The sequence below is a fragment of the Pseudoduganella sp. R-34 genome (assembly GCF_049904655.1).
Classification (GTDB): domain Bacteria; phylum Pseudomonadota; class Gammaproteobacteria; order Burkholderiales; family Burkholderiaceae_D; genus Rugamonas.
Window position 1 is genome coordinate 2651998 of record NZ_CP184572.1, and the last position, 19018, is coordinate 2671015.

Below are 19018 nucleotides of genomic sequence, written 5' to 3' on the forward strand. Positions count from 1 at the left end.
GACAGGAGTACCAATGTCAGCACGCATCCTGATTATCGAAGACAACCCTACGAATATGGAGCTGATGGTGTACCTGCTCCGTGCCTTCGGCTATCAGCCGCTCCTGGCCCACAACGGAGAGGAAGGCGTGGAAGTGGCGCGCCGCGAAGTGCCCGACCTGATCATCTGCGATGTGCACCTGCCCAAGCTCGATGGCTACGGCGTGGTGGCGCAACTGAAACAAGACCCGGAACTGAAAGACATTCCCGCGCTGGCCGTGACCGCGCTGGCCATGGTCGGCGACCGCGAAAAGCTGCTCGCTGCCGGCTTTGACGGCTATATCGGCAAGCCGATCGAACCTGACACCTTCGTCTCGCAAATCGAGTCTTTTTTGCCGGGGGAGATGTCGCCCCGGGATGAGAACGACATCGCGACGATCCTGATCGTCGACGATCATGTACTGAACCGCGAATTCCTGATGACGCTGCTGGGCTACAGCGGCCACCGCCTGCTGGAAGCGTCCAGCGGCATGGAAGGCTTGAAGGTGATGGAAGCGGAGCGGCCGGACCTGGTCATTTCCGACATCCTGATGCCGAACATGGATGGCTATGAGTTCGTCAACCGCATCCGCAGCAAGCCGGAACTGGCTGACGTGCCGATCATTTTCTATACCGCGACCTACCGCGAGCGCGAGGCGATGGCGGTGGCGGAAGCGTGCGGCGTGCGCTGGGTGCTGCCCAAGCCGTCCGACCCGGACGTGATCCTGAAGACGGTGCACCAGGCCCTGGGCATGGCGGAGCAGGGCGAGGCGCTGCCGGCATTTGCACCGGAGCCGCCCAGCCAGGGCCGCCTGTTCGATATCGAGCACAAGGTGGCGGAATACATCGACGAACTGGAGTCGAGCAGCCAGGGCATTACGCGCATCGCCAACAACGGCGAGACGCATGAAGGCGAGCCGGAACACCTGAACCAGATGACCGAGCGCCTGTCGCGTTCCCTCTCCAGCCTGCAGGCTGTCAGCTTGCGCCTGACGGCCCTGATCGAGCTGGGGATCGAGCTCGGCGCCGAGCGCGATGCGCAAGGCCTGATTGAAATCGGCGTGCGCGTGGCCCAGAATATTTGCGTGTCGCGCTTCGCCTGCATCGGCGTGCTGGAACAGGATGCGCAGGAGACCAGCTATTTTGCATCCTGCGGCGTAGGCGAACAGGCCCAGGTCGTGGCGGGCCAGCCGCGCGCCGGCATCCTTGACAGCCTGCTGCAGCAACGCCAGCCGGTGCGCATGAGCCGCCTGGGCGGCGATCCGCGTGAGATCGGGCTGCCGGCCGGGCACCCGCAGGTGCATTCCTTCCTTGGCGTGCCGATTGCCTCGCGCGAACGCGTGCACGGCTGGCTTTACCTGGTGGACAAGCTGGGCGCCGACGAATTCAACGAAGTCGATGAACGGGTGGCGGTGACGGTGGCGGCGCAGATTTCAGTCGCCTACGAAAACCTGCTGCTGTACGAGGAAATCAGCCGCCACCACGCCCAGCTCCAGCTGGACATGAACGCGCGCATCCGGCTTGACGAAGACCTGCGCCGCTTCCGGCTTGCCATGGACGCGACGGCCGATGCGATCTTCCTGGTCGACCGCGCCAATTCCTGTTTCATCGACGTCAATGTGACAGCCTGCCGCATGCTGGGTTTCGCGCGCGAGGAATTCCTGAAGGTTGGGCCGGATCGTGAGCTGGTTCCCGGCTTGCAGCCTTTGCAGGACCTGTACGACAAGCTGCTGGCGGGCGACCAGAGCGGGGCGATGGCCGAGTTGCTGCTTGAATGCAAGGATGGTTCGCCGCTGTCCGTGGAAGTGCAGCGCCGCACGCTGCGCTCGGGCCAGAACTGGATCCTGGTGGCCGTTGCGCGCGACATCACGGAGCGCAAGGAGGCGGAGCGCCGCCTGCTCAAGCTGGCCCATTTCGATACCCTGACCGGCCTGCCGAACCGCAGCCAGTTCTACGATTCCCTGACGCTGTCGCTGAAACAGGCGGCCGAGCATAACTGGGCGCTGGCGGTACTGTTCCTCGACATGGACCGCTTCAAGAACATCAACGACACGCTGGGCCACACCATCGGCGACGAGCTGCTGCGGCAGTTCTCCAGCCGACTGGTGGAGTGCCTGCGCGTGCGCGACACCATCGGGCGTTTCGGGGGCGACGAGTTCGCGGCGATCCTGATGCTGCCGGAAGGTGCGCAGAACGCCATCGCGGTAGTCGACAAGATCCGCGAGGCGATGCGCCAGCCCTTCGACCTGAAGGGCCACGAGGTGACGGTCACCGCCAGCATCGGCATTTCCGTTTTCCCGGAAGATGGCAGCGATCCCGATACCTTGATCCAGTACGCCGATACGGCGATGTACCGCGCCAAGGAGGCGGGCCGAGACGCCTTCCGCTTCTTCACCGCGGAGATGAATGCGCAATCGCTGGCGCGGCTGGACATGGAAAATGCGCTGCGGCGCGCCATCGACAACAATGAATTCAGGCTGTACTACCAGCCCAAGGTGCATATTGCCTCTGGCCGCATCAGCGGCGCCGAAGTGCTGCTGCGCTGGGAGCGGCCAGGCCACGGGCTGGTGTCGCCGGCGCTGTTCATCCCGCTGCTGGAGGAAACCGGCCTGATCGTGCGAGTCGGGAGCTGGGTGATGCATGAATCCTGCCGCAAGATTGCCGAGTGGGCGAAAGGAGATGTCGGCCCCGTGCATTTGTCGGTCAACGTATCCGGGATACAGTTCTTCGTCGGCGGCCTGGAAGAAGAGGTGATGCGGGCGATCAAGGAGAACGATATCTCGCCGGAACTGCTGGAGCTGGAGCTGACCGAAAGCTCGCTGATGTCCAATGCCGAGGAAACCATCACGGTCCTGCAAAACCTGAAGGCGCTGGGCGTGAAGATTTCGATCGACGATTTCGGCACCGGCTACTCGTCGCTGGCTTACCTGAAACGCTTCCCGATCGACAAGCTGAAGATCGACATCGCTTTCGTGCGCGAGGTAACCAGCAATCCGGACGATGCGGCGATCGTGCTGGCCATCATCAATATGGCCCACAGCCTGAAATTGAAAGTGATTGCGGAGGGCGTGGAGAAGGATGCGCAACTGTCCTACCTGCGGCGCCACGACTGCGACGAAATGCAGGGCTATTACTTCAGCCGCCCCTTGCCCGAGGCCGACTTCGTGCAGATGCTGCGCGAAGGGCGCCACCTGCAGACGCCAACCGACGAAAGCATCGTCGACCAGCAAACCTTGCTGATTGTCGATGACGATGCCTTCATGCTCGATGTGCTGAGTGACTTCCTGGCACAGGACGGCTACCGGATCCTGACCGCCCAGACCGCGGCGGAAGGCTTCGACGTGCTGGCGCGGCACCGCGTGCAGGTGATCCTGTGCGACCAGTGCATGCCGATGATGACCGGGACCGAGTTCATGGAGCGGGTCAAGAACCTGGCGCCGGATACGTTCCGCATCATGCTGTCGGCCTATGCAGACCTGACGCCGATCATGGCTGCCATCAACCACGGGGCGATTGACCGCTTCTACACCAAGCCGTGGAAGGGGGCGGTGTTGCGCGAGAATATCCGCGAAGGCTTCCGGCTGCATTCGCAAGTCAGGGCGCCGCAATACCTCAATTAATCGGCCGCCTGGCCGAGGGCGGCGAAGTGCAGGACCCAGCGGCCTTTCTCCGCCTTGACCAGCGCCGCCGCCTCGTCGTCGTAGAACGGGCCGACGGGGCAGGCGCCCAGTCCCCTGGCGACGGCCCCCAGCAGCCAGCGCTCGCTCATCAGGCCTGCTTCCAGTAAGGCCATGCGGTAGCCGCGGGCGCCGTTTTCCAGCGCCCGGGCGCTTTCGGCGGAGAGGATGAGGACGACGGCGGCGTCGCCGATGACGTCCTGGTCCAGCGCTGCATTGCGGGCCTGTGCCGCGAAGTCGCCAAGCTGCACTGGCTGCAGCGCATGCCGCGTTGGCAGGTAGCGATAGACGCCGGGCCTTAGTCCAGCTACGCGATTCACCACCAGGTCTGCATGCAAGGCGCCTGACAAGAGCGGTGCCTGCGCCATGTCTGCCAATATCGATGCCAGTTGCTGGAGCTGGACCGGCTGTTCCGAGAAGCGGCGCTGGCTGCGGCGTTGTAGGATTGTCCGGGCCAGGTCCATTGGCGCCGCATCGCCTGGCGGCAGTGCGACCAGTCCGTCCGCACGCAGTTCGCGCGCGGGCGTGCCGCTGTTGGCCGCCGAGGTGGCGGCATGGATTTCGCCGGTCATGCCGAGGCTGGCCCCTGGAGCAGAATCGGCACTGCCGGGAGGCAGCAGTTGGGCCACCGGCCTGCCCGGCGCGGCCGCAGCCGGACGTGAAAAAGCCGCCATCGCAATCACGCCTTCCTGCACGCCATCCAATCCGAACAGCGACGCCAGGGCCGTTTCGTCGAATTGTTCGAGAAGGACTGCGTGCACGCCAACATAATGTCCCGCCAGCCGGGCATTTTCCAGCAGGTGCCCCAGGTCGGCTGCGACATAGCGGTAAGCGCGATCGCGATACTTGTAACCGGTCCTCTGGAAGACAGCCGACACCACCATCAGCAAATCCGCCTCGACTGCAAGCAGCCCGGAACGAAGTCCGCCAAGCCACGCCAGCCGATGCTGGTCGGGATCAAAATGGTAAAGCCCCGGTTGCAAGCCATTGACACGCCTGGCAACCAGGTAAAGCTCGGCAGGGAACAGGGCGCCGGAAGAGGGCGCGGCGCGCAATGCAAGTCCTCCGCGCCTGGCGGTGACGCCTGCAGTCAGGTGCAGTAACTGCCCAACGGCCGCAAGGTCGAGAGCCTGCCCTGGGTGCGGCGCTGCCGGGCCGCGCAGCATGGCGCCCAGACTGCGAGAGTCGGCATCGTCCGGTACGGCGCGAGGCAAGGCGATATGTGGCGAGGCCGGATAGCTTTTGAAGGGAGGCCGTTGTGCGCCCCAATCGACCGCGGGAGCGCGGCGCAACATGCCGCTGCGCGAAGACGATGACGCTTCGTGATAGCGCAGCACCGTCGCAATGGCAGCCGCGAGAGTGTCGCCGCGCGCATCCGTCACGCCAACCGGGGGCGGTACGCCGCGCGCGCCCCAATGCGCACCAAGCGCAAAGGCCAGCACCAAAGCCCCCGCGATACCGGCGATCAGCACGCTGCCGCGCCACGCCCTGGCGCCGGCAGGCCGGTGCGGCGCTGGCGGCGAGCCATGCCGCTGCCGCAGCCAGCGCAGGGCCGTCGGCAAATTGAAGAACAGATGCAGCGACACCAGGAGCAGCGTCGCATAGCCGAACAGGTAATGCCAATCGAACACGGGAAGCTGCTGGTTGGCGACCCAGAACAATCCCAGGCCGGCAGTGCAGAGAAGGTAGGCCATTAGCAGCAGGCTGCTATGCATATTGAGCGCAAGGCGCGACGGTGCTTTCCCGCGCCATGCCAGCGCGAGCAGGGCGGCGTACACCGCCAACGGCAGCAGCACCCACAGGATTTTCGGCCCCATGCGGGCATTGTAGACCGCATTAGAAGCCCCGTTCTAGAGAGCGCGACTTACAATGGCAGCAGAATAAATACAGGAGCCGCCGCCATGGGTAAAAAGACGAAATCGTTTGAGGAAAGCGAAGAACGGCTGACCAAGGCAGTACGCGAATCGGCACAGGAGATCTGGAAGGCGGGGCTGGGGGCCTTCACCGACCTGCAAAAACGTGCCCGAGCCGTCGAAGGCGACCGCGCCGTCCATGTGCGCGAAACCGTCAATTCGCTGGAAAGAGTGTTCGAGGAGCGGGTGACGCGGGCGCTGGACTCGATTGGCGTGCCAATGCGGCAGGACATCAACGCCCTGATCGACCGGATGGATGAACTGAGCCGGCAGGTCGAAGAATTGAAGGCTTTGGTGAAAAAGCCCGTCAAAAAGGCCACAACGAAAAAAGCGTAACTTCTGGAAAACTTCTAATAGTGATATCCTTGCAGGGGAAACAATAGAGCCCCCCCTGTTATGCTACAAAAAGCGCCAAGACGAACCCGCGAACGCATCCTGGAACTCTCGCTGCGCTTGTTTAACGAGTTCGGCGAGCCCAATATCACGACCACCGTCATTGCCGAGGAGATGAATATCTCCCCGGGGAACCTCTATTACCATTTCAGGAACAAGGACGACATCGTCAACTCCATCTTCGTCCAGTTCAAGGCTGAAGCGGAGCGCATGCTGCAGGTGCCTAGCGGCCGCCGCTCAAACGTGGAGGACGTGTGGCTGTACCTGCACTTGATGTTCGAGCTGATCTGGCGTTACCGCTTCTTCTACCGCGACCTGAACGACCTGCTGTCGCGCAACCGCAAGCTGGAGCTGGAGTTCAAGGAACTGCTGGCCCACAAGATCAAGGTGGCGCGCAATCTGTGCCTGGACCTGCGCAGCGAAGGCTCGCTGGAAGCCAGCGACATGGCGATCGACGCGATGTCGGTGAATATGGTGGTAGTGGCGACGTATTGGCTATCCTACGAATACGTGCGCAACCCGCGCAAATACTCCGAACAGCAATCGATGGCGGATGCACTGGCGCGCGGCTGCTACCAGGTGCTGTCCCAGATCGGCCCTTACCTGCGCGGCGAAACCAGCCTGCTGTTCCAGAAACTGTCCGAAGAATACCTGAAGAAGCTCAAATGAAATCGATTTGCGTATATTGCGGCGCCAATGCCGGCGCCTCCCCTCGTTACGCCGAACAGGCGCGTGCGCTGGCCGCAGCCCTGGTGGAGCAGAACCTGGCGCTGGTGTATGGCGGCGGCAATGTGGGCTTGATGGGCGTGATTGCCGACGAAGTGCTGCGCCTTGGCGGCGAAGTGACCGGCGTGATCCCGACCGCCCTGGTCGAGCGCGAAGTAGGCCATAACGGCCTGACGCGCCAGTTCATCGTCAAGGATATGCACGAGCGCAAAGCCATGATGGCGCAGTTGTCGGATGGCTTTATCGCCATGCCGGGCGGCATGGGCACGCTGGAAGAACTGTTCGAGATGCTGACCTGGTCGCAGCTCGGCATCCACAGCAAGCCGGTTGGCCTGCTGAACGTCGATGGTTTCTACGACAAGCTGGTCGGCTTCATCGAGCACGCCCGCGACCAGGGATTCATCAAGCCCCAGCACGCGGCCATGGTGCGTGTGAACGCCTCGCCGACGGCCCTGGTGCAAAGCCTGCGCGGCTAAGGCCAGAGCTTCTTGCCGGACGCATCGAGGTGGGTCAGGTACAGGCGGGTGTCGAACTCGTATTGGTGGTAGTTCGGCTCCATATACGTGCACAGCTTGTAGAACGCCTTGTCGTGTTGCTTTTCTTTTACGTGGGCCAGTTCGTGCACTGCGATCATGCGCAGGAATTCCAGCGGCACTTCCCTGAACATCGTCGCGACGCGGATTTCGTGCTTGGCTTTCAGCTTGCCGCCCTGGACGCGTGACACGGAGGTGTGCAGGCCGAGCGCGTGGTTGATCACGTGGATCTTGCTGTCGAAAGCCACTTTGTCAATCGGGGCCGCATTGCGCAGGAATTCGTTGCGAAGATCCTGGACGTAGTCGTACAGCGCACGGTCATTGCGGATATCGTGGGCTTTCGGATAACGTTGCAGCAGTACTTCGCCAAGGCGGCCCTGGTCCATTACCTGGCGGACCTGCGAAAGTGTCTGTTCTGAGTAAGCGCTGAGGTATTTCATGGCGGGGCGAATGGTATCATGGCCGCATGCGCACCCACGTCAATTCGGTGGGACTGCTGGTGGTCAGCGACCCCGTATTGAACTTCAGCTATCCCGCCCACATCCCCAGAGAATGCATCGATGCCTTGCCGTCGCTGCCGGGTATTTACATCTTTCGCGATGCGGCCGGCAAGCCGGTCTACATCGGCAAGAGCGTCAATATCCGCACACGGGTGCTGTCGCACATGCGAACGACGGAGGAAATGCAGATGCTGGCGCGCGCCGCCACGATCGACTTCGAGCGCACCGGCGGCGAGATTGGCGCTTTGCTGCGCGAATCGGAACTGGTCAAACGGCACCAGCCGGTCTTCAATTCCAAGCTGCGCAGGCTGCGCGAAATGTGCTCGATCAGCATGGGGGGGCGACCATCCCGAGATCGTCTTTGCACGGGAAGTGGACTTTGCGCTGGCCGGCCAGCTATATGGACTGTTTGGCAGCAAAAAGGCGGCCATCGAAACGCTGCGCGACGTGGTTCATGCACGTAGCCTGTGCCCGGTGGCGACGGGGCTTGAGAAGGGCGTTCCGGGGCGGCCGTGTTTTGCGCGGCAGGTGGCGCGCTGCAAGGGCGCTTGCACTGGCGAAGAGCCTGCAGCCGATCACGCGGCACGGGTACGCCAGGCGCTGGAACCGTTGCGCGTGACACGCTGGCCGTTCGCTGGCGCGGTGGCAATCGTCGAAGAATCGGCGGGACTGCGCCAGCGTGCGATCGTCGATCGCTGGTGCTATCTTGGTGTCGACAAGCCGCGCGCGGCCGCTGTGAGCTTCGATATCGATGTGTACAATATCCTCGTGCGCCCGCTGCAGTCGGGCACTTTACGCATCGAGGAGCTTTGAATGTCGTTGAAGTTCAATGTATTCGGCACGCGCATCCATATTGAGCGCCAGGGCGGCCAGTGGGCTGCTTTCTATCCCGGTTCGGACGGCAAGCGGCGCGCGGCCGACTTCGTCATCCCGCACGATGTCGAGGAGGCCGACCTGGCCTTTTACCTCGGCGATCTTTTCCATGAAGAGGCGCGGCCTGCCTACCCTGAAGTGATCAGGGTAGCGTAATGGTTCCGTCAACACAGGTGATGGCGTTGCCGCCGACGCGGATTAGCTTGTCGCCGGTCGACAGTTTCAATATTCCCGCACGTCCGACACGCGCGCCTTGCGACGCAAGGAATTCGCGGCCAAAGGCGTCGGCCTGGCCGGTGTGGCGCAGGTAGGCGGCCAGGCTGCCATTGCCGCTGCCGCAAACTGGATCTTCATTGATGCCATGTGCAGGGGCGAAGGCGCGCACTTCGATATGTGTCGCGGCGCCTGCAGCGTGCGGACCGAAGATCACCACGCCAGTGTGGCGGCCTTTGATGTCTTGCGCCTTCATCCGCGCAAAATCCGGAGCGCATTCCAACACGGCTTCTGCGCTCGGCAACTGCGCGACTACCCAGCGCGCGCCGACCTCGACCAGGTGAGGTGAGGCGCCTTGCGCCAGTGGCGTGTTGAGGATAGCGTGCAATTCATCAGCCTGACCGGCGTCGAGCGCGGTACAGGTCGGGGTGGGCAGGTCAAACGCGATCCATTGGGCGCCGTCCGGGGCGCTTTCCACCGTCAAGCGGACCAGTCCAGCGGCGCACTGCTGGACTAGCGCGCCATCGCGGGCGGTCACCATGCCGGCTTCCAACAAGGCGTGTGCCGTGCCAATGGTTGGATGCCCGGCGAAAGGCAGTTCGCCACCGGGAGTGAAAATCCGCACGTGGTAGTCGGCGCCAAGGGCGGTTACTGGTAACACGAAGGTGGTTTCGGACAGGTTGGTCCAATTCGCGATTTGCTGCATCTGCGCCGTGGACAGGCCAGCGGCGTCAAGCATGACAGCGACCGGGTTGCCCTTGAAGGGCGTGCTGGTGAAGACGTCAACAGTTTTGAGCGGAACGGTTTTCATGGCCTCAAGTGTATTTGCCGCTTGCCGCGGGCTGAAGCGACACTTGAGCAATCCAGGGCCAGTACTGTACTGGCCCTGCGACCGTTACACATCGGCGTCGCGTGCGGATTCGAAGCGGGCGCGCGTCAGTTCTTCCTTGCGCTCTCCGAAGGCGTAGTTCGCCTCCAACCACATCACATTGATGATGGCGGCGAAGACGGCGACGCAGATGCCGAGGATCCAGGTGAAGTACCACATGACTGATTCCTTTCAATAAGCGGTGTGTTCGTTTTCGTGAATATGGGCGCTGGTGACCTTGCCGCGCACCACGCGGTACACCCAGCTTGTGTACATCACGATAATCGGCAGCATGATCACCACGACCCAGAACATCACGGCCAGTGTCTTGTGGCTGGAGGTGGCGTCCCATGCAGTCAGGCTGTGCGAGGGCGCCAGCGAAGACGGCAGGACGAAGGGGAACATGGCGCCGCCAACAGTGAGCAGGATGCCGGCGACGCTCACGCCGCTGGCAAGGAAGGCTGCAACGGTGCGGCGTGCGGCGCTGAGCACGATCACCAGCACGGCGCCGAGGATGGCTGCCGCCGGGAAGGCCAGCGTCAGCGGCCAGTGCGAATAATTGTCCATCCATGCGCCGGCGGCAAGTACCACGGTTTTCGCCGGAGGCATGAAGGCGGTGCCGGCATCGGGCATGGCGGTGATGCGGTAGCCGGGCAGGGACGTGGCGACCCATAGTCCGGCGGCGGCGAACAATACGATGGTCAACGCGGCGGCAACCATCGCCATGCGGCGCGCGCGCTCGGCGATGACGCCCTCCGTCTTCTGGTGCAGGAAGGTGGCGCCGTGCATGGCGAGCATGGCGACAGCCAGCACGCCCGACAGCAGGCCGAATGGGTTGAGCAACTGGAAGAAATTGCCGGTGTATTCGAGCCGCAGCAGGTCGTCGTAGCGGAACGGGACGCCTTGCAGCACGTTGCCCATGCCGACGCCGAAGATCAGCGGTGGCACGAAGCCGCCGATGAACAGTCCCCAGTCCCAGCTGTTGCGCCAGCGCGGGTCGGCGATCTTGCTGCGGTAGTCGAAGCCCACCGGCCGGAAGAACAGGGCGAAGAGGGCGACGAGCAGGGCGATGTAAAGGCTGGAGAATGCCGCGGCATACACCAGCGGCCAGGCTGCGAACAGCGTGCCGCCCGCGGCTATGAACCAGGTCTGGTTGCCTTCCCAGGTCGGGCCGATGGTGTTGATGATGACGCGGCGTTCGGTGTCGTCCTTGCCGAGGAAGGGGAGCGCCATGCCGACGCCGAAGTCAAACCCGTCGGTCAGTGCAAAGCCAAGCAGCAGTACGGCGACGAAGCACCACCAGATCACCTTATAGGTTTCGTAGTCGAAGATCATGCTTGCTGCTCCCAATGGTATTTGCCGGTGTGCAGGGCGCTTGGGCCGAGGCGGGCGTACTTGAACACCAGCTTCATTTCAATCACCAGCAGCACGGTATAGAACAAGGCGAAGCCGGCCAGGCTGAAATACAGGTTCGATGGCTGGACGCTGGAGGCCGACAGGTGGGTCGGCAAAATCCCCGCAATCGTCCAGGGCTGGCGGCCGTATTCCGCCACGATCCAGCCCAGTTCCGCGGCAATCCACGGCAGCGGGATCGCCAACACGGCCAGCTTGAGCAGCCAGCGCTGCGGCGCCAGGCGCTGGCGGATCAGGAAGTAGAACGAGGCGCTGAAGATGAACAGGAAGGCCAGGCCAAGGCCTACCATGCCGCGGAAGGCCCAGAACAGCGGGGCTACTTTGGGGATGGTGTCGTCCACCGCCATCTTTACCTGGGCGTCGGTGGCGTCGATCACGTTTGGCGTGTACTTCTTGAGCAGCAGGCCATAGCCCAAGTCTTCCTGCAGCGCTTTGAAGCTTGCCAGCGCCTCGGGCGACTTATCGCCGGCCTTGATGCGCGTCAGTGCGGCATAAGCTTTCATGCCATTGCGGATGCGGACTTCATGGTTCGCCTTCAGCTCGGAAATGCCAGTGACCGGCTTGTCGATCGAGCGAGTGGCAATGAGGCCCATGACGTAAGGGATCTTGATGGCATAGTCGGTGCGTTGATGCTCGTCGTTGGGCAGTCCGAATACGGTGATGCCGGCAGGAGCGGGTTCCGTGTGCCATTCGGCTTCGATGGCGGCCAGCTTGACTTTGTTCACTTCACCCACGGTGTAGCCGGATTCGTCCCCCAGCACGATCACGGACAGGGTCGAGGCCAAGCCAAAGCCTGCGGCAATCGCGAACGAGCGCAAGGCAAACGCCACGTCGCGCGCCTTTAGTAAATACCAGGCGGAGACCCCGAGCACGAACATGGAGGCGGTGACATAGCCTGCCGCCACGGTATGCACGAACTTCACTTGGGCGACCGGATTGAAGATCACGTCGGCGATGCTGGTCAGTTCCATGCGCATGGTTTCGACATTGAACTCCGCGCCGACCGGATGGTTCATCCAGCCGTTGGCGATCAGGATCCACAGCGCGGAGAGGCTGGAGCCGAAGGCCACCAGGAAGGTGACGAGCAGGTGCTGGCGCCTGGATAGCTTGTTCCAGCCGAAGAAGAACAGGCCGACGAAGGTCGATTCGAGGAAAAAGGCCATCATGCCCTCGATCGCCAGCGGCGTGCCGAAGATATCGCCCACATAGTGCGAGTAATACGCCCAGTTAGTGCCGAACTGGAATTCCAGCGTGATGCCGGTGGTAACACCCATGGCAAAGTTAATGCCGAACAGCTTGCCCCAGAACCTGGTCATGTCGCGATAGATTTCGCGGCCGGTCATCACATAGACCGACTCCATGATGACCAGGATCCAGGACAGGCCCAGCGTCAGCGGGACGAACAGGAAATGGTATAGGGCGGTGAGCCCGAACTGCAGCCGGGACAGGGCAACAACTTCATCGACGGGTGCCATCTTTGACCTTTTCGGTAAGGGTTGGCGCGGGCGCCGCCAGCAGGTGTTTTTCCACCTGCCCGGTCGGCAGCCGCATTTTCTTGGTTTGCGGATGCGAGAAGAAGGCGTACCACAGGCCGTACAGCAGCAAGGCCTTGACGGCCAGTGCGATCGTGATGGTCAGGGCCAGGCTGTGGCGGCCGGGGGGCTTCATTTGCTGTCCTCTTCAGCCTCGCTGCGGCTCGAGCGGAACTTGCCGCGCACGACGTCGCCGACATCAAGCAGTTTCTTGACGGTGGAGCCCATTTTCATCAGGGAAGCCAGGGTGTCCGGTGACAGGCGCTGCACGTCGTCGAACCAGGAGCTGGAAAGCTCGATCAGTTCATACATCTCGCGCATGCGTTCCTGGGCATAGCGGTCTTCCGCCGTGGAGGCGGATTCAAGCATCGCGTCGCGCAGCATGGACAGGGTCGGCTCGACTTCGCGGCGGCGCCGTTCTTCCAGCAAGGCCTTGAAAATGTCCCACACGTCTTTCGGCGGTTCGAAATATTCGCGGCGGTCGTTTGGCTGGTGCAGCAGCTTGACCAGGCGCCAGGACTGCAGTTCCTTCAAGCCCATGGAAACGTTGGAACGCGAAAATTCCAGGTGTTCTGCAATTTCATCGGCATTCAGCGGGCGGTTGCTGACGTAGAGCAGGGCATAGATTTGCCCGACAGTGCGGTTGATCCCCCAGCGGCTGCCCATTTCGCCAAAGTGGAGGATGAATTTCTGTGCGAGGGGGCTCAGGTTTACCATTTCTTGATCTGCTTCCTTGAGTTTTTGAATTTTCAGGATTTCCTGAAATTATAGGACGATTCAAAAAACTTTGCGCTGTATAATCGTGTATATTGCGCTTTTGCAAAGGAATGCTGATGAAACGTATCACTGCTGTCTTGCTGTTGGGCGCCGCTGGCGCCGCCTCTGCTGCAGATATCACTGTATCCGCCGCAGCCAGTCTCAACAACGCTTTCCGTGAGGCAGCAGCGGCCTACGAAGCAGCCCATCCGGGCGACAAGGTCCTGCTGAACTTTGCAGCATCCGATGCGCTGGTGGCCCAGATTGCCAAGGGGGCGCCAGTGGATGTCTTTGCCTCCGCCGACCAGGACGCCATGGACAAGGCCCAGCCGCACCTGGCGCCGGGCAGTCGCCGCAACTTCGCCAGCAATCGCCTGGTGGTGGCCGTGCCGTTCAGCAGCAATCTGGAACTGCGCACATTGGCCGACTTGCGCCAGCCGGCGCTGCAGCGCCTGACCACGGGCAATCCGGCCAGCGTGCCTGTTGGCCGCTACACCAAGGGCGCGCTGGAAAAAATAGGGCTGTGGGGCGAACTGGAGCCGAAATTCGTGTTCGGAACGAATGTGCGCCAGAGCCTTGACTATATCGCCCGTGGCGAAGTCGAGGCAGGCCTGGTGTACCAGACCGACGTCGCTTCGCAAGCGGAGAAGGTGCGCACAGCGATGGTGGTGCCGACCACGACGCCGATCACCTATCCGCTGGCCGTCATCAAGGACGCGCCAAATCCGGCGGGTGCGCGCGGTTTTGCCGATTTCATCATGTCCGCCGGCGGCCAGGCCATCCTGGCGCGCCACGGATTCGGAAAACCATAAGCAATGGATGCTGCGCTGATCGCCCTTGGCCTGTCACTGAAGGTGGCGTTGTGGGCCACCTTGATTGACCTGGTCCTGGGTGTCGGCTTCGGCTACCTGCTGGCGCGCGGCCGCTTCCCCGGCCGCGATGTGCTGGATGCCTTGCTCACGCTGCCGATGGTGATGCCGCCGACGGTGCTGGGTTATTACCTCCTTGTGCTGATCGGCCGCAATGGCCCGTTAGGTCATTGGCTGCAGCAGCACTTCGGCATCAACCTGATCTTCACTTGGCAAGGTGCAGTCATCGCGGCAGCGGTCGTCGCTTTTCCGCTGGTGCTGAAAGGTGCGCGTTCGGCCTTCGAAGCTGTCGACGTGCAGCTGGAGCAAGCCGCCCGCGTGCTGGGCGTGCCGCCGCTTGGCGTATTCCTGCGTGTCAGCCTGCCGCTGGCGTGGCGCGGCGTGCTGGCCGGCACCTTGCTGGCTTTCGCTCGTTCGATGGGCGAGTTTGGCGCCACGCTGATGGTGGCGGGAAGCATTCCCGGCAAGACGCAAACGCTGTCGATTGCCGTCTATGAGGCGGTGCAGGCGGGGCAGGACGATACGGCCAACCTGCTGGTGATCATTACGTCGCTCACCTGCATTATCGTGCTGGTGGCTGCGAACCGGCTGGTACCGAATCGCGCGCAGGGGGCGGCATGACGATCAGTGTGAATATCCGCAAGGCCCTGCGCGCCGGGCCGCGCAGCTTCCTGCTCGATGCGCGGTTCGAATCGGCGAGCAAGCGGGTCGTGATCTACGGCGCATCAGGTGCCGGCAAGAGCCAGATGCTGAAAGCGATTGCCGGCTTGTCGCGTCCTGACAGCGGCGTGATCGAATTGGATGGGCAGAAGCTGTTCGACAGCAGCGCGGGAATCGATGTGCCGACGCGCAAGCGGCGCGTAGGCTACCTGTTCCAGGACTATGCCTTATTCCCGCACCTGAACGTGCGGCAGAATATCGGCTTCGGCCTGCAGCGCGGCTGGTTCAATCCGTCGCATCGCGGCGAGCCGGAAGCAGTGCGCTATTGGCTGGAAGCCTTTGGCCTGGCCGAGGTCGCGCATCAGCGGCCGACGGAATTATCCGGCGGCCAGCGGCAGCGCGTGGCGCTGGCCCGTGCGCTGGTGGCGGAACCGAGTGCGCTGCTGCTGGACGAGCCATTCGCTGCGCTGGACCCGGCGCTGCGCGTGCGCATGCGCGCCGAACTCGATAGCCTGCAGCGCCGGCTCGATATCCCGATGCTGCTGATTACGCATGATCCCGACGACGCCGCCACTTTCGGGGGGCATGTATTGACGATGGCTGACGGCCGCGTGGCCGGGGAGGGCAGCAATGGTTAAAGAGGTTGCACTGCAAGGCGAGGTGTGGATCACGCTTGATGGCAAGGACTTCGGCGGCCACCAGCGCGTCGAACTGCTGGCCAGCATCGCGCAGCATGGCTCGATCACGCAAGGCGCCAAGGCAATCGGCATGAGCTACAAGGCTGCATGGGATGCGATCGATGCGATGAACAACCTGGCCGGCGAACCGTTGCTGGAACGATCCGCCGGCGGCAAGGGCGGCGGCGGTACGCGGCTCACGCATCGCGGCGCGCAGCTGGTGGCGAACTTCCGCCGCATCGAATACGAGCACAGTGTGTTCATGAAACACCTGAGCCGCCAATCGCAAGGGTTGGCAGATGATTACCTCCTGTTGCAATCAATGAAAATGAAAACCAGCGCGCGCAATCAATTCTCCGGAACCGTGGCACGCATCAAGCCGGGCGCGGTCAATGACGAAATCATCCTGCGCATTGTTGGCGGCCAGGAGATTGTTGCAATCATCACACACGAGAGCGCAGAAAGCCTTTGTTTGCAAGAAGGAACGGAAGCTTTCGCTTTAGTTAAGGCTTCTTCGATCATCCTGGCGACCGGCGAAACCGGCAAACTGTCGGCGCGAAATCAGCTGCGCGGCACGGTATGCCGCGTGCAGCCTGGCGCCGTCAATTCCGAGGTGACCATTGCCTTGCCCGGCGGCGGCACCATCGCGGCCACTGTCACGCGCGACAGCGAGCAAGCGATGGAGCTCGAAGTGGGCATCGAAGCGACCGCCTTGTTCAAGGCGTCGAGCGTGATCATCGGTGTTCCGATATGAATTCCGTTTTGCAACGTTATGAGGATTTGCTAAGCTAGTCCACTTTTCGGGCCCGCCCCGTCCTTTGTGGAAAAGAAATGGAACTGCTAGCAAAATATTTCCGATGCCAGGGGCGCATCAATCGCCGCACCTGGCTGACACGTATCATCGCGCTTGGCCTGGTCTGCCTGGCCTTCGGCATGCTCGCCAATGAGCTGCTTGGCGATCCCGGCGCCGCCGCGTTCGCGCTGGCCTTCACCTGGGGCGCGCTGGCCGTCTCCACCCAGCGCCTGCATGACATCGGCCGCTCCGGCCCGAGTCTTCTTTTGCTGTTGATCCCTGTCCTGGGCCCGCTCTGGGTACTGCTCCTGCTTTGCCGCCGCGGCGGAGAAGGCAAGAACCGTTATGGCGACGACCCGCTGTCGCGCCACGATTACCTGCAAGTGAACATCGCAAAGTAAGACTATGCCAACTGTAAACGACGTCACCCAGCTCAACCCGATCAATGTCTACGCGGTAGCGACACCCAGCACCACCGCCGACCTGCAGGATGCATTGCGCAAGACCAGCCTGCCGATTTCCATCGGCGGCGGCCATTTCAGCATGGGCGGCCATACGGCCAGCCCCGGCAGCCTGCACCTTGACCTGCGCGGCATGAACCGCGTGCTCGAATTCTCGCCGGCGGACCGCCTGATCCGCGTGCAGGCCGGCATCCGCTGGTGCGATATCCAGCGCTTCATCGACCCGCACGGGTTGTCGGTGAAGATCATGCAGACCTATGCCAATTTCACCGTCGGCGGCGCGCTGTCGGTCAATGCCCACGGGCGCTATATGGGCCTGGGCCCGGTGGTGCTGTCGGTGCGTTCGATTACGCTGGTGCTGGCCAGCGGGGAAGTGCGCGAAGCGAGCCCGCAGCAGGACAGCGAGCTGTTTTACGCGGCAATTGGCGGCTACGGCGCGATCGGCATCATCGCCGAGGCGGAGCTGGAACTGGTGCCGAATACGCGCGTGCAGCGTGGCAGCGTAAAGCTGGCGACCAGGGATTACCCGGCGTGGTTCGACGTGAATGTGCGCGGCCGCAAGGAGATCACTTTCCATAACGCCGACCTGTATCCGCCGCAGTACAACCGTGCGCGCGCCGTGACCTGGACCGTGACCGACCTGCCGGCCGACAAGCCGCGCCTGCAGCCGCTGAACCGCGCCTACCTGGCGGAGCTGTATTTCCTGTGGTCGGTGTCCGAATCGCCGTTCGGCAAATGGCGCCGCGAGTACCTGCTCGACCCGCTGCTGTACCGGAAGAAGAAGGTCCACTGGCGCAATTACGAGGCCGGCTACGACACGGCGGAACTGGAGCCGCTGGGCCGCACCGAGCGCACCTACGTGCTGCAGGAGTATTTCGTGCCTTGCACGCGCATGGACGAATTCGTGCCGAAGCTGTCGGCCATCCTGGCCAAGCATCGTGTCAACACCATCAATATCTCGATTCGCCATGCACTGTCCGATCCGGGCACCTTGCTGTCGTGGGCGCGCGGCGAGACCTTCGCTTTCGTGCTGTACCACAAGCAGCGCACGCGCGACAATGCGCGCGAACGCGTTGGCGTGTGGACGCGCGAGTTGATCGACGCCGTGCTGGAATGCGGCGGCACCTACTACCTGCCATACCAGCTGCACGGCACGCATGAACAATTCCACCGCGCCTATCCGCGCGCGAAAGAGCTGTTCGCCATGAAGCGCGAGCTCGATCCCGAGTACCGCTTGCGCGGCGCCCTGTGGGACAAATACTATGCGCCGACGCTGGACCTGAACCCGGATGGCGAAGCGGCGCGCCGTTCGCTGTTCCATTCGGTGTACGGCAGCGAGCGCGAAGCGGACAAGTTCTACGCCTTCCTGCAGAACATCTTCAACCTGTTCCCGGAAGACCGCTTCCACACCCTGATCCGCAAGGCGACCACCGAAAACGACGACGAGGAATCGATCTACCGCGCCTTGCAGGCGGGCCTGCCGGGCATTACGCCGCCGCTGTCGCTGCTGCGTTATGCCTTGCCGTCATTGATGGTGCAGAAAGAAGAAATGGGTGTTCAGGCCAAGCGCCTGCTGGGCGACCAGGTGTTGAGGGATTACGTGGAGATCGGCACCACCGGCCGCTACGTCAACGCACTGCGCAAGCACCTCAAGCTGAAGGGCAAAGTGACGCTGGTGCACGACAAGGCGCCAGGCTATTCTCCTGTCGATATCGTGGAGCGGGGCGGCTTGCTGCAGGTCGGCAAGTTCGTGCAGATGAAGGACTTCGCGCCCATCGAACTGCCGGAGCAAAGCGCGGACCTGGTCAGCTGCTTCGTCGGCCTGCATCACATGGAACCGCACAAGCTGGCGCCGTTCCTGGCGTCGGTGGCGAATGTCGTGCGTCCCGGCGGCTATTTCGTGGTGCGCGACCACGACGTGAAAGACCGCGCCATGGACGATTTCGTCAGCCTGGCCCATTGCGTGTTCAATGCCGGCCTGGGCGAGCCGTGGGCGGTCAATTCGTCGGAGCTGCGCTTCTTCGCTTCGGTGGACGAATGGATCAAGCGCGTGGAAGCAGCCGGCTTCGAGCACACGGGCGAGCGCATCGTGCAGGATGGCGATCCGTCCGCGAACGTCCTGATGGCCTTCAAACGGATCTGAT

Annotated in this window: 21 protein-coding genes; 13 read left to right on the plus strand and 8 right to left on the minus strand. The window is 62.5% G+C overall.

Translation table 11 applies throughout. From position 1 onward, the window contains the following. Positions 1-13: 13 nt before the first annotated feature. Entirely contained in the window at positions 14-3637 is a 3624-nt protein-coding gene (locus ACN9MW_RS12260) for an EAL domain-containing protein (RefSeq protein WP_426171038.1), read from the plus strand. Here the strand turns inward: ACN9MW_RS12260 and ACN9MW_RS12265 are convergent. Beyond that, positions 3634-4989: a SagB/ThcOx family dehydrogenase gene (locus ACN9MW_RS12265; protein ID WP_426172181.1), complete on the minus strand. Its 1356-nt coding sequence runs from the start codon at positions 4987-4989 to the stop codon at positions 3634-3636. The two genes, ACN9MW_RS12260 and ACN9MW_RS12265, sit on opposite strands and share 4 nt — an antisense overlap. A 606-nt stretch (positions 4990-5595) precedes the next feature. On the opposite strand from ACN9MW_RS12265, the gene ACN9MW_RS12270 reads away from it, so the two are divergent. Genes ACN9MW_RS12270 through ACN9MW_RS12280 form a run of 3 tightly spaced genes read left to right on the plus strand, consistent with a single transcriptional unit; the run spans position 5596 to position 7202 of the window. Further along, on the plus strand, positions 5596-5943 hold the full coding sequence (locus ACN9MW_RS12270) for a phasin family protein (protein WP_426171040.1): 348 nt from the start codon (positions 5596-5598) through the stop codon (positions 5941-5943). Between the two features lie 60 nt (positions 5944-6003). Then, positions 6004-6669, plus strand: coding sequence for a TetR/AcrR family transcriptional regulator (locus tag ACN9MW_RS12275; RefSeq protein WP_055934831.1), 666 nt, complete (start codon positions 6004-6006; stop codon positions 6667-6669). Next, positions 6666-7202 (plus strand): TIGR00730 family Rossman fold protein, encoded by a 537-nt coding sequence (locus tag ACN9MW_RS12280; RefSeq protein WP_426171042.1) that lies wholly within the window; start codon positions 6666-6668, stop codon positions 7200-7202. The genes ACN9MW_RS12275 and ACN9MW_RS12280 overlap by 4 nt, the downstream gene beginning before the upstream one ends. Here the strand turns inward: ACN9MW_RS12280 and ACN9MW_RS12285 are convergent. After that, on the minus strand, positions 7199-7699 hold the full coding sequence (locus tag ACN9MW_RS12285) for a YgjP-like metallopeptidase domain-containing protein (RefSeq protein ID WP_426171044.1): 501 nt from the start codon (positions 7697-7699) through the stop codon (positions 7199-7201). The genes ACN9MW_RS12280 and ACN9MW_RS12285 overlap by 4 nt on opposite strands. A gap of 26 nt (positions 7700-7725) precedes the next feature. Here ACN9MW_RS12285 and ACN9MW_RS12290 point away from each other — a divergent pair, with 26 nt between their 5' ends. From ACN9MW_RS12290 to ACN9MW_RS12300, 3 genes are read left to right on the plus strand one after another with little or no spacing between them, the layout of a single operon-like run. Continuing rightward, positions 7726-8223 carry a hypothetical protein gene (locus tag ACN9MW_RS12290; protein ID WP_426171045.1) on the plus strand — a complete coding sequence of 166 codons (498 nt, stop codon included), beginning with the start codon at positions 7726-7728 and terminating at the stop codon, positions 8221-8223. Further along, on the plus strand, positions 8207-8572 hold the full coding sequence (locus ACN9MW_RS12295; protein ID WP_426171047.1) for a hypothetical protein: 366 nt from the start codon (positions 8207-8209) through the stop codon (positions 8570-8572). Before ACN9MW_RS12290 ends, ACN9MW_RS12295 begins: the two co-directional genes overlap by 17 nt. Next, positions 8573-8788: a DUF7661 family protein gene (locus tag ACN9MW_RS12300; RefSeq protein WP_426171049.1), complete on the plus strand. Its 216-nt coding sequence runs from the start codon at positions 8573-8575 to the stop codon at positions 8786-8788. Here ACN9MW_RS12300 and ACN9MW_RS12305 read toward each other — a convergent pair. The 6 genes from ACN9MW_RS12305 to ACN9MW_RS12330 all read right to left on the minus strand — a co-directional run bounded on the left by ACN9MW_RS12305 (position 8775) and on the right by ACN9MW_RS12330 (position 13375). Further along, positions 8775-9656, minus strand: coding sequence for a PhzF family phenazine biosynthesis protein (locus ACN9MW_RS12305; protein ID WP_426171051.1), 882 nt, complete (start codon positions 9654-9656; stop codon positions 8775-8777). The genes ACN9MW_RS12300 and ACN9MW_RS12305 overlap by 14 nt on opposite strands. A gap of 84 nt (positions 9657-9740) precedes the next feature. Next, positions 9741-9893, minus strand: coding sequence for a cytochrome bd-I oxidase subunit CydX (gene cydX, locus ACN9MW_RS12310; RefSeq protein ID WP_426171053.1), 153 nt, complete (start codon positions 9891-9893; stop codon positions 9741-9743). Positions 9894-9905: 12 nt separating this feature from the next. Beyond that, positions 9906-11048: a cytochrome d ubiquinol oxidase subunit II gene (cydB, locus tag ACN9MW_RS12315; RefSeq protein WP_426171056.1), complete on the minus strand. Its 1143-nt coding sequence runs from the start codon at positions 11046-11048 to the stop codon at positions 9906-9908. Next, positions 11045-12601: a cytochrome ubiquinol oxidase subunit I gene (locus tag ACN9MW_RS12320; RefSeq protein WP_426171058.1), complete on the minus strand. Its 1557-nt coding sequence runs from the start codon at positions 12599-12601 to the stop codon at positions 11045-11047. Before ACN9MW_RS12320 ends, cydB begins: the two co-directional genes overlap by 4 nt. Continuing rightward, entirely contained in the window at positions 12585-12794 is a 210-nt protein-coding gene (gene cydP, locus ACN9MW_RS12325) for a cytochrome oxidase putative small subunit CydP (protein ID WP_426171059.1), read from the minus strand. The genes ACN9MW_RS12320 and cydP overlap by 17 nt, the downstream gene beginning before the upstream one ends. Beyond that, positions 12791-13375 (minus strand): GbsR/MarR family transcriptional regulator, encoded by a 585-nt coding sequence (locus ACN9MW_RS12330; RefSeq protein WP_426171061.1) that lies wholly within the window; start codon positions 13373-13375, stop codon positions 12791-12793. The genes cydP and ACN9MW_RS12330 overlap by 4 nt, the downstream gene beginning before the upstream one ends. 116 nt (positions 13376-13491) lie before the next feature. Between ACN9MW_RS12330 and modA the strand changes: the two genes are divergently transcribed. From modA to ACN9MW_RS12360, 6 genes are all read left to right on the plus strand, one after another. After that, entirely contained in the window at positions 13492-14226 is a 735-nt protein-coding gene (gene modA / locus ACN9MW_RS12335) for a molybdate ABC transporter substrate-binding protein (protein ID WP_426171063.1), read from the plus strand. A gap of 3 nt (positions 14227-14229) precedes the next feature. Then, positions 14230-14904, plus strand: a complete 675-nt coding sequence (gene modB, locus ACN9MW_RS12340) for a molybdate ABC transporter permease subunit (RefSeq protein WP_426171065.1) — start codon at positions 14230-14232, stop codon at positions 14902-14904. Beyond that, on the plus strand, positions 14901-15581 hold the full coding sequence (locus tag ACN9MW_RS12345; RefSeq protein ID WP_426171067.1) for an ATP-binding cassette domain-containing protein: 681 nt from the start codon (positions 14901-14903) through the stop codon (positions 15579-15581). The genes modB and ACN9MW_RS12345 overlap by 4 nt, the downstream gene beginning before the upstream one ends. Beyond that, positions 15574-16374, plus strand: coding sequence for a TOBE domain-containing protein (locus tag ACN9MW_RS12350; RefSeq protein WP_426171068.1), 801 nt, complete (start codon positions 15574-15576; stop codon positions 16372-16374). Before ACN9MW_RS12345 ends, ACN9MW_RS12350 begins: the two co-directional genes overlap by 8 nt. 77 nt (positions 16375-16451) lie before the next feature. Next, a complete protein-coding gene (locus ACN9MW_RS12355) occupies positions 16452-16814 on the plus strand; it encodes a DUF805 domain-containing protein (RefSeq protein WP_426171070.1) in 363 nt (120 codons plus the stop codon). A gap of 4 nt (positions 16815-16818) precedes the next feature. Continuing rightward, the gene (locus tag ACN9MW_RS12360; RefSeq protein WP_426171071.1) at positions 16819-19017 is read left to right on the plus strand and encodes an FAD-binding protein; all 2199 of its coding nucleotides are present in this window, start codon (positions 16819-16821) and stop codon (positions 19015-19017) included. The last annotated feature ends 1 nt before the right edge of the window (position 19018 follow it).

Bases quoted from the DNA above. Each gene is read 5' to 3' on its own strand.
- cydX (WP_426171053.1), bottom strand. From the start codon at position 9,893: ATGTGGTACTTCACCTGGATCCTCGGCATCTGCGTCGCCGTCTTCGCC.
- ACN9MW_RS12270 (WP_426171040.1), top strand. From the start codon at position 5,596: ATGGGTAAAAAGACGAAATCGTTTGAGGAAAGCGAAGAACGGCTGACC.
- ACN9MW_RS12275 (WP_055934831.1), top strand. From the start codon at position 6,004: ATGCTACAAAAAGCGCCAAGACGAACCCGCGAACGCATCCTGGAACTC.
- cydP (WP_426171059.1), bottom strand. From the start codon at position 12,794: ATGAAGCCCCCCGGCCGCCACAGCCTGGCCCTGACCATCACGATCGCA.
- ACN9MW_RS12330 (WP_426171061.1), bottom strand. From the start codon at position 13,375: ATGGTAAACCTGAGCCCCCTCGCACAGAAATTCATCCTCCACTTTGGC.
- ACN9MW_RS12355 (WP_426171070.1), top strand. From the start codon at position 16,452: ATGGAACTGCTAGCAAAATATTTCCGATGCCAGGGGCGCATCAATCGC.
- ACN9MW_RS12265 (WP_426172181.1), bottom strand. From the start codon at position 4,989: ATGTTGCGCCGCGCTCCCGCGGTCGATTGGGGCGCACAACGGCCTCCC.
- cydB (WP_426171056.1), bottom strand. From the start codon at position 11,048: ATGATCTTCGACTACGAAACCTATAAGGTGATCTGGTGGTGCTTCGTC.
- modA (WP_426171063.1), top strand. From the start codon at position 13,492: ATGAAACGTATCACTGCTGTCTTGCTGTTGGGCGCCGCTGGCGCCGCC.
- ACN9MW_RS12260 (WP_426171038.1), top strand. From the start codon at position 14: ATGTCAGCACGCATCCTGATTATCGAAGACAACCCTACGAATATGGAG.
- ACN9MW_RS12280 (WP_426171042.1), top strand. From the start codon at position 6,666: ATGAAATCGATTTGCGTATATTGCGGCGCCAATGCCGGCGCCTCCCCT.
- ACN9MW_RS12350 (WP_426171068.1), top strand. From the start codon at position 15,574: ATGGTTAAAGAGGTTGCACTGCAAGGCGAGGTGTGGATCACGCTTGAT.
- ACN9MW_RS12300 (WP_426171049.1), top strand. From the start codon at position 8,573: ATGTCGTTGAAGTTCAATGTATTCGGCACGCGCATCCATATTGAGCGC.
- ACN9MW_RS12345 (WP_426171067.1), top strand. From the start codon at position 14,901: ATGACGATCAGTGTGAATATCCGCAAGGCCCTGCGCGCCGGGCCGCGC.
- ACN9MW_RS12305 (WP_426171051.1), bottom strand. From the start codon at position 9,656: ATGAAAACCGTTCCGCTCAAAACTGTTGACGTCTTCACCAGCACGCCC.
- ACN9MW_RS12290 (WP_426171045.1), top strand. From the start codon at position 7,726: ATGCGCACCCACGTCAATTCGGTGGGACTGCTGGTGGTCAGCGACCCC.
- modB (WP_426171065.1), top strand. From the start codon at position 14,230: ATGGATGCTGCGCTGATCGCCCTTGGCCTGTCACTGAAGGTGGCGTTG.
- ACN9MW_RS12320 (WP_426171058.1), bottom strand. From the start codon at position 12,601: ATGGCACCCGTCGATGAAGTTGTTGCCCTGTCCCGGCTGCAGTTCGGG.
- ACN9MW_RS12285 (WP_426171044.1), bottom strand. From the start codon at position 7,699: ATGAAATACCTCAGCGCTTACTCAGAACAGACACTTTCGCAGGTCCGC.
- ACN9MW_RS12360 (WP_426171071.1), top strand. From the start codon at position 16,819: ATGCCAACTGTAAACGACGTCACCCAGCTCAACCCGATCAATGTCTAC.